Origin of the sequence: Micromonospora coerulea, from assembly GCF_016598485.1 — a bacterium.
Classification (GTDB): domain Bacteria; phylum Actinomycetota; class Actinomycetes; order Mycobacteriales; family Micromonosporaceae; genus Micromonospora; species Micromonospora coerulea.
The window spans coordinates 237,490-250,023 of record NZ_JAEMUW010000005.1 but is presented as its reverse complement, the minus strand read 5'-3'; the positions used below and the strand labels follow the sequence as shown (position 1 = coordinate 250,023).

Annotated in this window: 13 protein-coding genes; 11 read left to right on the top strand and 2 right to left on the bottom strand. The window is 72.3% G+C overall.

Annotated elements, in window-relative coordinates; genetic code table 11:
• Nucleotides 1-41 precede the first annotated feature (41 nt).
• The 6 genes from I8N68_RS09605 (at nt 42) to I8N68_RS09580 (ending at nt 5,999) form a co-directional block, all read left to right on the top strand.
• On the top strand, nt 42-1,022 hold the full coding sequence (locus I8N68_RS09605; protein WP_200209523.1) for a ribose-phosphate diphosphokinase: 981 nt from the start codon (nt 42-44) through the stop codon (nt 1,020-1,022).
• A gap of 285 nt (nt 1,023-1,307) precedes the next feature.
• Complete coding sequence (locus I8N68_RS09600; protein ID WP_200209522.1) at nt 1,308-2,015, top strand: 50S ribosomal protein L25/general stress protein Ctc; 708 nt, start codon at nt 1,308-1,310, stop codon at nt 2,013-2,015.
• A gap of 160 nt (nt 2,016-2,175) precedes the next feature.
• Nucleotides 2,176-2,766, top strand: coding sequence for an aminoacyl-tRNA hydrolase (gene pth, locus I8N68_RS09595; RefSeq protein WP_200209521.1), 591 nt, complete (start codon nt 2,176-2,178; stop codon nt 2,764-2,766).
• Nucleotides 2,767-2,870: 104 nt separating this feature from the next.
• Nucleotides 2,871-3,704, top strand: coding sequence for an inositol monophosphatase family protein (locus I8N68_RS09590; protein WP_200209520.1), 834 nt, complete (start codon nt 2,871-2,873; stop codon nt 3,702-3,704).
• A 79-nt stretch (nt 3,705-3,783) separates the two neighbouring features.
• On the top strand, nt 3,784-4,695 hold the full coding sequence (gene cysD, locus I8N68_RS09585; RefSeq protein ID WP_200209519.1) for a sulfate adenylyltransferase subunit CysD: 912 nt from the start codon (nt 3,784-3,786) through the stop codon (nt 4,693-4,695).
• Nucleotides 4,695-5,999 (top strand): sulfate adenylyltransferase subunit 1, encoded by a 1,305-nt coding sequence (locus tag I8N68_RS09580; RefSeq protein WP_200209518.1) that lies wholly within the window; start codon nt 4,695-4,697, stop codon nt 5,997-5,999. Before cysD ends, I8N68_RS09580 begins: the two co-directional genes overlap by 1 nt.
• Before the next feature lie 98 nt (nt 6,000-6,097).
• On the opposite strand, the gene galK is transcribed toward I8N68_RS09580, so the two are convergent.
• Nucleotides 6,098-7,276: a galactokinase gene (galK, locus tag I8N68_RS09575; protein ID WP_200209517.1), complete on the bottom strand. Its 1,179-nt coding sequence runs from the start codon at nt 7,274-7,276 to the stop codon at nt 6,098-6,100.
• Nucleotides 7,273-8,256, bottom strand: coding sequence for a UDP-glucose 4-epimerase GalE (gene galE, locus I8N68_RS09570; RefSeq protein WP_200209516.1), 984 nt, complete (start codon nt 8,254-8,256; stop codon nt 7,273-7,275). The genes galK and galE overlap by 4 nt, the downstream gene beginning before the upstream one ends.
• 172 nt (nt 8,257-8,428) lie before the next feature.
• Here galE and I8N68_RS09565 point away from each other — a divergent pair, with 172 nt between their 5' ends.
• The 5 genes from I8N68_RS09565 to I8N68_RS09545 are packed head-to-tail and all read left to right on the top strand — an operon-like array spanning nt 8,429 to nt 12,479.
• Nucleotides 8,429-9,454, top strand: a complete 1,026-nt coding sequence (locus I8N68_RS09565) for a hemolysin family protein (protein WP_200209515.1) — start codon at nt 8,429-8,431, stop codon at nt 9,452-9,454.
• 33 nt (nt 9,455-9,487) lie between these two features.
• Nucleotides 9,488-10,513: a tryptophan--tRNA ligase gene (gene trpS / locus I8N68_RS09560; protein WP_200209514.1), complete on the top strand. Its 1,026-nt coding sequence runs from the start codon at nt 9,488-9,490 to the stop codon at nt 10,511-10,513.
• Nucleotides 10,514-10,534: 21 nt separating this feature from the next.
• Nucleotides 10,535-11,119, top strand: coding sequence for a 2'-5' RNA ligase family protein (locus I8N68_RS09555; protein WP_200209513.1), 585 nt, complete (start codon nt 10,535-10,537; stop codon nt 11,117-11,119).
• Between the two features lie 57 nt (nt 11,120-11,176).
• Nucleotides 11,177-12,112, top strand: a complete 936-nt coding sequence (locus tag I8N68_RS09550) for a YihY/virulence factor BrkB family protein (protein WP_200209512.1) — start codon at nt 11,177-11,179, stop codon at nt 12,110-12,112.
• Between the two features lies 1 nt (nt 12,113).
• Complete coding sequence (locus tag I8N68_RS09545; protein ID WP_200209511.1) at nt 12,114-12,479, top strand: GntR family transcriptional regulator; 366 nt, start codon at nt 12,114-12,116, stop codon at nt 12,477-12,479.
• Nucleotides 12,480-12,534: the final 55 nt, after the last annotated feature.

The following is a 12,534-nucleotide window of genomic DNA, read 5'->3' as shown; positions in this document are numbered from 1 at the left end:
CCGCCGCCGGGAACCACCGACATACGGGAGCAGACGGGCCCATGGGCAGCATCGTCGCCGAAAACCGCAAGAGCCTGATGCTCTTTTCCGGACGTGGCTTTCCGGAGCTGGCCAAGGAGATCGGTGAGGTGCTCGGCGTGGCGCCGACGCCGGCCGACGCGTACGACTTCGCCAACGGCGAGATCTTCGTACGGTTCAAGGACTCCGTGCGTGGTTCGGACGCCTTCGTGGTGCAGTCCGTGACGCACGGGGTCAACACCTGGGTCATGGAGACCCTGATCATGATCGACGCGTTGAAGCGTGGTTCGGCGAAGCGGATCACCGTGGTGCTGCCGTTCTACCCGTACGCGCGGCAGGACAAGAAGCACCGTGGCCGGGAGCCGATCTCGGCCCGGCTGGTGGCCGACCTGCTGAAGACGGCCGGGGCGAACCGGATCCTCACCGTGGACCTGCACACCGCGCAGATCCAGGGCTTCTTCGACGGCCCGGTGGACCACCTCTTCGCGATGGACGTGCTGGCCGAGTACATGGAGCGCAAGTACGCGGGCCGGCCGATGACGGTGGTCGCGCCGGACTCCGGCCGGGTGCGGGTGGCCGAGCGCTGGACGGACCGGATGGGCGGTTGCCCGCTGGCGTTCATCCACAAGACGCGGGACCCGATGAAGCCGAACCAGGTGGTGGCGAACCGGGTGGTCGGCGAGGTCGAGGGCCGGGTCTGCCTGATCGTCGACGACATGATCGACACCGGTGGCACGATCACCCGGGCCGCCGACATCCTGAAGGAGTCCGGCGCCGCCGAGATCGTCGTCGCCGCCACCCACGCCCTGCTCTCGGACCCGGCGACCGAGCGGTTGAAGAACAGCCCGATCAGCGAGGTCGTGGTGACCAACACCCTGCCGATCACGCCGGAGAAGCAGCTCGACAAGCTCACCGTGCTGTCGATCGCGCCGCTGCTGGCCCGGGCGATCCGGGAGGTCTTCGACGACGGTTCGGTGACCACCCTCTTCGGTGGCCTGAGCTGATCTTCCGCGCGGCGCCGAGTGCCGCGCCCGTGCCGTTCCCGTCGGCTCACGAGCCGACGGGAACGGTGAGGTGGGGGACTGCCGGAGAGTTCGGAAATCCCTCGGGTAGACTGGTGCGGTTGCCACGGCGAGGGTGCCCGGCGGGCCGCTGAAAAGCACCGCACGGAGGCGCCGTCATCGACGCGGTGCTCCGGGCAGTCGTTCATGACGCATGAGCCCCAGCGAGCCCCTCGCCCAGCACCGCAAGACGACAAGCCGCCGCAGCGAAGCATCAGGAGTTTCCCCGTGTCCGAGGTAAAGATCAGCGCCGAGCCCCGTACCGAGTTCGGCAAGGGTGGTGCCCGTCGTACCCGCCGGGCCGGCAAGGTGCCCGCCGTGCTGTACGGCCACGGCGAGAAGCCCAAGCACATCGCGCTTCCGGCGCGTGACTTCGCCGCCGCGATCCGCAAGGGTGGCGCCAACCAGCTCTTCGCGATCGAGGTGAGCGACGGCACCCAGGTGCTGGCGCTGCCGAAGGCCATCCAGCGTGACCCGATCAAGGACACCTTCGAGCACGTCGACCTGCTGCTGGTCCGCCGCGGCGAGACGGTCACCGTCGACGTCCCGGTCCAGCTGACCGGTGAGGCCGCGAGGGACACCCTGATCGTGCACGACCACGACACCCTCTCGGTGACCGCCGACGCCACCAAGGTGCCGGACCACCTGGAGGCCTCGATCGAGGGCCTGGCGGCCGGCACCCAGGTGACCGCCGCCGACGTGCAGCTCCCGGCCGGTGTCGAGCTGGCCGTCGAGCCGGAGCTCGCGGTCGCGTCGGTCACCGCCGCCCCGACCGCCGAGCAGCTCGAGGCCACCCTCCCCGAGGTCGAGGTCGCCGACCAGGAGGTCGAGGCCGGGGTCGGCGAGGAGACCGCCGTGGGTGCCGAGGGCGCCGAGGTCGGCGAGCCGGCCACCGCCGGGGGCGAGGAGACCGCCGAGGCCAAGACCGAGGCCTGATCGGTCCGCAAGCTGTGCGGCAGGCGCTCCCGGGTTTCGGGGGCGCCTGTCGGCGTATCGGGACGGCTGCCGGCTGCCGGCGGCGCGTCCCGCCCGGCGGGTGCCGCCGGAGCGCGATGCTGGGTCGGCGCGGGCGCGCCGGGAGCGGGAGGGGCGTGGCGTGACGGACGAGGCGGGGCCGTGGCTGGTGGTCGGCCTGGGCAACCCCGGTCGGGAGTACGCCGGTAACCGGCACAACGTCGGCTTCATGGTGGCGGAGCTGCTCGCCGGCCGGTTGGGCGGCAGGTTCGGCCGGCACAAGCGCGCCGTGGCCGAGGTCGCCGAGGGGCGGCTCGGCTTCGGCGGCCCGAAGCTGGTGCTGATGAAGCCGCTGACGTACATGAACCTCTCCGGTGGCCCGGTCGTCGCGCTGGCGCAGTTCCACAAGATCCCGCCGGCCCAGGTGATCGCGGTGCACGACGAGCTGGACATCCCGTACGGCCAGCTGCGGGTCAAGTGCGGCGGCGGCGAGGGCGGGCACAACGGCCTGCGCTCGATGTCGAAGTCACTGGGCACCAAGGAGTACGTCCGGGTGCGGTTCGGCATCGGCCGGCCGCCGGGGCGGCAGGACCCGGCCGACTACGTGCTGTCGGACTTCTCCGCGGTGGAGCGCAAGGAGCTGGAGTTCCTGGTCGACCGCGCGGCGGACGTGGTGGAGTCGGTGGTCACCCGGGGCGTGGAGCCGACGCAGAACCTCTACCACGGCGGCTGACCCGGGCGGGGCGTACGCGGACCGCCCGGTTCCGGCCGATAGTCTGCGCCTTCTGGCGTGCGACAGCCGACGACGCGGGTCGCGGCGGGCGACGGGAGCGGTACATGGGCAGTCCACCGATGATCGACGGCGCGTTCGCCCGGTGGTTGGCGGCGCGGGCCGGGCAGGCGCTGGTGAACCTGCGGTCGGAGCTGGGCTTCGCGGACGCGGGGGCGTTGAAGTCGGCCGGGGACAAGGTCTCGCACGACCTGATCCGGACCGAGCTGGCGAAGTGGCGGCCGGCGGACGCGGTCCTCTCCGAGGAGGACGAGGGTTCCCGGCTGGCCTGGGCGGCCGAGGTGAGCACCGATGCGGTGTCCCGGCTGAACGCCGACCGGGTCTGGATCATCGACCCGTTGGACGGCACCCGGGAGTTCGCCGAGGAGGGGCGCTCGGACTGGGCGGTGCACGTGGCGCTCTGGGCGCGCCAGGCGCCGACCCCGCACGGCCTCATCGCGGGCGCGGTGGGGCTGCCGGCGCAGCACCGGGTGCTGGGCACGGACTACCCGCCGGCGTACCCGCCGATGACGCTGGAGGCGGCGACCTCGGCCGGTACGCGAACCATCCGGTTGGCGGCCAGCCGTAGCCGTCCGCCGGTTTTCCTGACCGATCTGGCAGCGGATGTCGGCGCGCATCTGGTGCCGATGGGCTCGGCGGGCGCGAAGATCGCCGCTGTGGTCACGGGCGAGGTCGACGCGTACATCCACGCCGGCGGTCAGTACGAGTGGGATTCGGCCGCTCCGGTCGCTGTGGCGACGGCCACCGGTCTGCATGCTTCCCGGATCGACGGTTCTGCGCTGAAATACAACGAGGCCGACCCGCGTCTGCCCGACCTGCTGGTCTGCCGCAAGGATCTCGCCAGCCGGTTGCTTGCAGCGCTGCAGCGGCATTCCGGGTAACCTGTCGTTCTTCCTCACGTGTCCGACCGGAAAGGTCTGGAATCCCCATGAGCGGATCCGAGCGAATCGAGGCCGTGTCATGACCGCCCCCGCCGCGTACCAGGTCTCGCACCTCGACGCGCTCGAGGCCGAGAGCATCTTCGTGATGCGCGAGGTGGTCGCGGAGATGGAGCGCCCGGTGCTGCTCTTCTCCGGTGGCAAGGACTCGATCGTGATGCTCCGGTTGGCCCAGAAGGCCTTCGCCCCGGCCAACATCCCGTTCCCGGTGATGCACGTCGACACCGGGCACAACTTCCCCGAGGTGCTGGAGTACCGCGACCAGCGGGTCACCGAGCTGGGCCTGCAACTGATCGTGGCCAGCGTGCCCGAGGCCCTGGCCAAGGGGATGGTCCGCGAGGCGGCGGACGGCACCCGCAACCGCATCCAGACCCCGGTGCTGCTCGAGGCGGTGGAGAAGCACCGCTTCGACGCGCTCTTCGGCGGTGCCCGCCGGGACGAGGAGAAGGCCCGGGCCAAGGAGCGGGTGTTCAGCTTCCGCGACGAGTTCGGCCAGTGGGACCCGAAGAACCAGCGGCCGGAGCTCTGGTCGCTCTACAACGGCCGGCACCACCCGGGCGAGTCGATCCGGATCTTCCCGCTGTCCAACTGGACCGAGTTGGACGTCTGGCACTACATCGCCCGGGAGCGGATCCCGCTGCCGTCGATCTACTACGCGCACGAGCGCGAGGTGATCGAGCGGGACGGCATGCTGTACGCGGTCAACGAGTTCTTCCGCCCGCGGGCGGGCGAGGAGCGGTTCAAGGCGCAGGTGCGGTACCGCACGGTGGGTGACGCCTCCTGCACCGCGGCCGTCCGCTCGGACGCCGACACGGTGGAGAAGGTGATCGAGGAGGTCGCCGCCACCCGGATCACCGAGCGCGGCGCGACCCGCGGCGACGACCGGGTCAGCGAGGCCGCCATGGAGGACCGCAAGCGAGAGGGCTACTTCTGATGAGCGTCGAGACCTTTGCGCCGGCCGAGGTCGACGCGTCGGCCCGGCCGATGGACCTGCTGCGGTTCGCCACCGCGGGCAGCGTCGACGACGGCAAGTCGACCCTGATCGGTCGGCTGCTGTACGACACGAAGTCCCTCTTCACCGACCAGCTCGCCGCCGTGGAGGCGGTCAGCGCGGCCCGGGGTGACGAGTACACCAACCTGGCGCTGCTCACCGACGGCCTGCGGGCCGAGCGGGAGCAGGGCATCACCATCGACGTGGCGTACCGCTACTTCGCCACCCCGCGGCGGAAGTTCATCATCGCCGACACCCCGGGGCACATCCAGTACACCCGGAACATGGTCACCGGCGCCTCCACCGCCGACCTGGCGCTGATCCTGGTGGACGCCCGCAAGGGCCTGGTGGAGCAGTCCCGCCGGCACGCCTTCCTCTGCTCGCTGCTGCGGGTGCCGCACCTGGTCCTCTGCGTCAACAAGATGGACCTGGTCGACTGGTCGCAGGAGGTGTTCGAGCGGATCGCGGACGAGTTCACCGCGTTCGCCGCGAAGCTCGACGTGCCGGACCTGACCGTGGTGCCGATCTCCGCGCTGCGGGGCGACAACATCGTCTCCCGCTCGGAGAACATGCCCTGGTACGAGGGGCCGTCGCTGCTGCACCACCTGGAGCGGGTGCACATCGCGTCCGACCGCAACCTGGTCGACGTGCGGTTTCCGGTGCAGTACGTGATCCGGCCGCAGTCCACCACGGTCACCGACTACCGGGGCTACGCCGGCCAGGTGGCCTCCGGGGTGCTGAAGCCGGGCGACGAGGTGATGGTGCTGCCGTCCGGCTTCACCAGTCGGATCGCCTCGGTGGAGACGGCGGACGGTCCGGTGGACGAGGCGTTCCCGCCGATGTCGGTGACGGTGCGGCTGACCGACGAGATCGACATCTCGCGCGGCGACATGATCTGCCGGCCGCACAACGCCCCGACGGTGGCGCAGGACATCGAGGCGATGGTCTGCTGGATGGACGAGAGCCGCCCGCTCCAGGTCGGCGGCCGGTACGCCATCAAGCACACCACCCGTTCGGCGCGGGCGATCGTCCGTGGCCTGCACTACCGGCTGGACGTCAACTCGCTGCACCGGGACGAGTCGGCCGGTGAGCTGAGGCTGAACGAGATCGGCCGGGTCCGGCTGCGGACGACGGTGCCGCTGCTGGCGGACGAGTACCGGCGCAACCGCACCACCGGCGGTTTCGTCATCATCGACGAGTCGACCAACCGCACCGTCGGCGCCGGCATGATCGTCGAAGCCGGCTGACCGATCCCCGGCGCGGTCGAGGCGCAGATTCACGGAAAGAGTGGCTGTCCGAGCGCGGACAGCCACTCTTCCGTGTAACAGGGCGCGTGGGGGGGGGGTCAGGTCAGGCGGCCGGCGCCGGGGGCGGGGAGAACGGTCAGCGTGCCGGGGGCGGTGAAGCCGCGCTCGGCGTACGCCTCGGCGACGGCGCGCGCCACGGCGTCGGCGCGGTCGGCGTCGACCAGGGCGAGGACGCAGCCGCCGAAGCCGCCGCCGGTCATCCGGGCCCCGTACGCCCCGGCGGCCAGCGCCGCGTCGACCGCGGTGTCGATCTCCGGCACGGTGATCTCGAAGTCGTCGCGCATCGACGCGTGCGACGCGGTCAGCAGCGGTCCGATGTCCCGGATCCGGCCGGCGCGCAGCAGCTTCACGGTGTCGAGCACCCGCTGGTCCTCGGTGACCACGTGCCGTACCCGGCGGCGGGTCTCGTCGTCGTCGAGCCGGTCCAGCGCGGCGGCCAGGTCGTCGGGGGAGACGTCCCGCAGCGCCGGCACCCCGAGCTGCGCGGCGGCCCGCTCGCAGGACTTCCGGCGGGAGGCGTACTCGCCGTCGGCGTGCCGGTGCGGGGCGCGGCTGTCCACGACCAGCACGGCCAGCCCGGCGGCGTCCAGGTCGAACGGGATGTGCTCGACGGACTCGCTGCGGCAGTCCAGGAAGAGGGCGTGCCCCTGCCGGCAGCGGATCACCGCGGACTGGTCCATGATCCCGGTGGGCGCGCCGACGTAGTCGTTCTCGGCGCGCTGGGCGAGCCGGGGTCGCTGGTCGGCGGGGAGGTCCAGCCCGCCCAGGTCGACCAGGGCGGCGAGCACCGCCGCCTCGATGGCCGCCGAGGAGGACAGCCCGGAGCCGACCGGCACGTCGGAGGCGATGGCCAGCCGGGCGCCGGGCACCCGGTGTCCGGCGGCCCGCAGCGCCCAGACCACCCCGGCGACATAGGCGGCCCAGCCGGTGACCCGGCCGGGCGAGTCGGCCTCGGCGGCGCCGAAGTCGACCGGGCCGTCGGAGAGCTCCGACCAGACCGTCCAACGCTCGTCGTCGCCGGGCGCGGCGGCCACCACGGTACGCAGCGGCAGCGCGAACGGCAGCACGAAGCCGTCGTTGTAGTCGGTGTGCTCCCCGATCAGGTTGACCCGCCCGGGAGCCGCCCAGCGGCCCGCGGGCTCGGCCCCGTACACCTGACGGAAGCCGGCGGTGGAGCGCTCCGCGACGGCACCGACGGAGGTGTCGGACTCGATCATCGCTGCTCCAGAACGTGGGCGCGGTAGAAGGCCCAGGCGTCGCCGACCATGTCGTGCAGGGTGGGCTTCGCCGGCACCCAGCCCAGCTCCTCGCGGGCCAGCGCGGAGGAGGCGACCAGTTCGGCGGGGTCGCCCTCGCGGCGCGGCGCCACCTCGACCGGCAGCGGGTGGCCGGTGACCTCGCGGACCACGTCGACGACCTGCCGGTTGGTGAAGCCGTTGCCGTTGCCCAGGTTGTAGATCCGGTGCCGGCCGGGCGTCGCGGCGGTCAGTGCGAGCAGGTGGGCGCGGGCCAGGTCCTCGACGTGGATGTAGTCGCGCACGCAGGTGCCGTCGACGGTGGGGTAGTCGTCACCGAAGAGTTGGAGCTTCTCCCGCCGGCCGGCGGCGACGTCGAGCGCGATCGGGATCAGGTGGGTCTCGGGATCGTGCCGCTCGCCGATCGCCCGGCCGCCGTGCAGGTACGCCCCGGCCACGTTGAAGTAGCGCAGCGAGACCGCGGCCAGGTCGTGCGCGATCGCCTCGGAGGTGAGCGCCATGTCGACGGCCAGCTTGGTGGCCCCGTACGTGTTGGTGGGGGCCTTGACGGCGGTCTCCGGGATGGGCAGCTCGGTGGGGTTGCCGTAGACGGCGGCGGTGGAGGAGAAGACCAGGCGGGGCACCCGCGCGGCCCGGACCGCGTCGATCAGGGCGAGCGAGCCGATCGTGTTGTTGTGCCAGTACAGCTCGGGCTTGACCATCGACTCGCCGGCGGCGATCAGCGCCGCGAAGTGCAGCACACCCTCGAAGCCGGCGTCCGGGGTGAGCACCCGGGCCGCCTCGTGGATCGGCAGGTCGACGTGGGTCGCCTCGGGGGCGAGGGCCTCCCGGTGGCCGGTCCGCAGGTCGTCCAGGACGGTCACGTCGTGGCCGTTGTCCAGCAGCATCCGGGTCACCACGCTGCCGATGTAGCCGGCGCCTCCGGTGACGAGCAGTTTCACGTCAGGTTCCTCCTGCCTGGCCGCCCTGCAGCGGCCGTTCGTGAGCACCCTACGGCCGCCGGCGGTGCCCGCGCTCCGCGTGCCCAGCCGCTATTCCACCACGTTCCGCCATGATTGAACAGATCCGAACATAGGCGCGGGTGCACGGCCGACGCTGTCTACGATCCTTGTCATGCGGGAAGCGGGTGGTCCCGGGCCCCGGCGACGACCGCCGGGGCGGTCCCGCCGCGAACCCGGGCCGCTCGCCCGGACCGTCGCCCGGCTCGTGGTCCGCGCCGCCGACGGCGCCACCCGCCTCGTCACCGACCTGCTCGGGGCCAGCCCCACCGCCGGCCGGGAGCGGATCAGCGAGGCGGAGCTGCGCGACCTGGTCGCCGCCAACACCCTGCTCGACCCGGACGAACGCCGGATCATCGACGAGGTGCTGGTGGCCGGGGCGAGCCTGGTCCGCGAGGTGATGATGCCCCGCACCGAGGTCGTCTTCCTCTCCGCCCGGCTCACCATTGCCGAGGCGGAACGCGTCGTCCGGGCCGAGACGCACACCCGGTACCCGGTGGTCGACGGCACCCACGACGACGTGGTCGGCTTCGTCCACCTGCGCGACGTGCTGCTCCGCCCGGACCGCGACCCGTGCACCACGGTCGGCGAGCTGACCCGGGAGGTGAAGCAGCTGCCCGGCAGCAAGCGGGTGCTGGCCGCGCTGACCGAGATGCGCCGCGAGGGCCACCACCTCGCCGTGGTCGTCGACGAGTACGGCGGCACCGCCGGCATCGTCACCTGCGAGGACCTGATCGAGGAGTTGGTCGGCGAGATCCACGACGAGTACGACAGCCCGCCCGACCCGGCCCATGCCGGCCTGCCCGCCGTCGTCGACGGGCGGCTCAACCTGGCCGACTTCGCCGAGCGCACCGGCGTGCCGCTGCCCGCCGGGCCGTACGAGACGGTCGGCGGCTTCGTGATGGCCGCCCTGGGCCGGCTGCCGGTCGCCGGGGACGAGGTGCCGGTGACCGCCGGTCCGGATGGCGCCGCCGCTCCCGACCCGGCGGACCCGCCGGAGGGTTGGCTGCTCCGGGTGCTGGCCCTCGACGGGCGGCGGGTGGCCCGGCTCGCGGTCTCTCCGGCGCGCCTGCCCGAGCAGCGGCGCGAGGTCACCGCCCCGGTGGCGGCTGCCGAGAGCCGACCGGCCGGCCCGTCATGACGTAGGCCATGGGTTGCTGACAGAATTGCCGGCATGCCCGACGTTCCCGCCCGCCCACGCGTCTTCTCCGGCATCCAGCCGACGGCCGACTCGTTCCACCTCGGCAACTACCTGGGCGCGGTGCGGCACTGGGTGGCCCTGCAGGACACCCACGACGCGTTCTACTGCGTGGTCGACCTGCACGCCATCACCGCTGGCCACGACCCGAAGGTGCTCAAGCAGCGGTCCCGGGTCGCCGCCGCGCAGCTCTTCGCGCTCGGGCTGGACCCGGAGCGCAGCACCCTGTTCGTCCAGTCGCAGGTGCCCGAGCACCCGCAGCTGGCCTGGGTGCTCGGCTGCATCACCGGTTTCGGCGAGGCCGGCCGGATGACCCAGTTCAAGGACAAGTCGCAGAAGCAGGGCAGCGAGCGGGCCAGCGTCGGCCTCTTCACGTACCCGATCCTGCAGGCCGCGGACATCCTGCTCTACCAGGCCAACGCCGTCCCCGTCGGCGAGGACCAGCGCCAGCACCTGGAGCTCTCCCGGGACCTGGGCCAGCGGTTCAACTCGCTGTTCGGCCCCACCTTCACGGTGCCCGCGCCGCACATCGTCAAGGACACCGCGAAGATCACCGACCTGCAGGACCCGACGGCCAAGATGTCGAAGTCGTCCTCCTCGCCGACCGGCATCATCGACCTGCTGGAGGATCCGGCCCGTTCGGCCAAGAAGATCCGCTCCGCGGTGACAGACACCGGCCGCGAGATCGTCTTCGACGCCGAGACCAAGCCGGGCATCTCCAACCTGCTGACGATCTACTCGGCGCTCACCGGCCGGGGCATCGACGAGCTGGTGGCCGCGTACGCCGGCAAGGGGTACGGCGACCTGAAGAAGGACCTCGCCGAGGTGGTCCGGGAGTTCGTCACGCCGATCCAGGAGCGCACCCGTGCCTACCTGGACGACCCGGCCCAGCTGGACAAGCTGCTCGCGCACGGCGCGGAGAAGGCCCGGACGGTCGCCGCCGCCACGCTGCGGACGGCGTACGAGCGGGTCGGCTTCTTCCCGCCGGTCCGCTTCGAGTAACGGCCCGGCGCGACGGAACGGGTGGGGACGCAGTCGGTGGCCGGAGGGGTGGCGCGGAGCGTGGATCGCAGGGACGGGGAGCCGGACGCCGGCGACACCATCCAGATCGGGATCGCGGTGGACATCCCCGAGCCGTGGGGCGGGATGCTGACCCGCCGCCGGGTCGAGGCCGGTGACCCGCAGGCCGTCCCGGCCCACGTGACGCTGCTCGGGCCCACCGAGATCCCGGTGGCCGCGCTGCCCGCGGTGGAGAAGCACCTGGCCGAGGTGGCCACCGCCCACCTGCCGTTCACCCTGCACCTGCGGGGCACCGGCACCTTCCGGCCGGTCACCCAGGTGGTCTTCGTGGCGGTGGCGGCCGGGATCAGCGAGTGCGAGCTGCTGGCCGCCGCGATCCGGGCGGCACCCGAGCTGCACCGGGAGGCCCGTTTCCCGTACCACCCGCACGTCACGGTGGCGCAGGACGTCGCGCCGGAGGCGCTGGACCGGGCGTACGAGGACCTGGCCGACTTCTCCGCGCTCTTCGAGGTGGAGGCGTTCACCCTCTTCTCGCACAGCGGGCTGACCCGGTGGCAGCCCCGCCGGGACTTCCGGCTCGGCGGCTGAGCTGAGCGCGCGGCCGGGCTGCCCTCGCCTCCCAGCAGGATCGGCGAGGATGACGTGGTGAACGCGATCGGCCGGATCGAGGAGGCCCTCGGCCGCCGGGTGGACGCGGCGCGGCGGCGCTCGACGCTCTTCGACCACCTGTGGCGGGCCGGGACGCTCTACGGCGACGTGCTGGGCGGCCGGCTCGCGGCGGCGATCGCCTACTACGGCTTCTTCGCGGTCTTCGCGCTGGCCCTGGTCGGCTACTGGATCTTCGGCGCGATCCTGCAGGACAACGACGAGGTCAGCAGGGCCGCGGGGGACTTCCTCAAGGAGAACCTGCCCTTCCTCGACGCGCAGCAGATCGCGCAGAGCAGCAACACCGTCGGGGTGATCGGCCTGGTCATCCTGGTCTTCACCGGGATCGGCTGGGTGGAGGCGATCCGCTCCTCGCAGCGGCTGATGTACGGCTTCAACCAGCAACCGGGCAACCTGGTGGTTCGCCGCCTGGTCGACCTGGGCGTGCTGGTGGCGGTCTTCGTGATGCTCGGCCTCTCGGTGGCCGCCGTCGACGCGCTGGAGTCGCTGCTGCGCTTCCTGCTGCGCAGCACGGGGTCGGTGGGGCTGACCACGATCAGCGCGGTGTTCAGTGTCCTGGTCAACGCAGTGCTGGCCACCGCGCTGCTGGTGGCGGTGCCCCGGCTGCGGATGAGCCGCCGCCGGCTGCGGCCGGTCGTCCTGGCGGTCGCGGTCGGCATCACCCTGCTCAACACGGTCGGGCGCTACTACGTGGTACGGACCGAGCGGAACCCCGCGTACACCGTGGTGGCGACCGCGGTCGGGCTGCTGCTCTATCTCTACCTGCTCAACCAGCTGGTGCTCTTCGGCGCGGCCCTGGCCGCCACCAGCCGGTACGGCCGGGTGGTCGACCTGGCGGACGGCCCCTCGGCGGCGGAGGTGGACGTGGAGGTCGACGAGGAGACCGATCCGGGTACGCCGGGAGGAGCGGGCTGACATGCGGATCCGGATCGACCAGACCTCGGCGGTGCCGCCGTACGAGCAGGTGCGTGGGCAGCTCGCCGGCATGATCGGGGACGGCCGGCTGCCGGTCGGCACCCGGCTGCCTGCCGTCCGGCAGCTCGCCACCGACCTGGGCCTGGCGGTGAACACGGTGGCCCGGGCGTACCGGGAGCTGGAGGCGGCCGGGCTGGTGGAGACCCGGGGCCGGCACGGCACCGTGGTGGCGCCCGGGCGCGACGACGCGACCGACCGGCTGCACCGCGCGGCGGCGGAGTACGCCGTCGAGGCGCGGCGGCTGGGCGTCCCGCCGGACCGGGCGCTCGCCCTGGTCCGCGCCGCGCTCGACGCCGGCGGATCGTGAGGGCATGTCATGCGGGCGACATCGGGAGCGGCGGCAGTTGAGCCGAATGACGCCC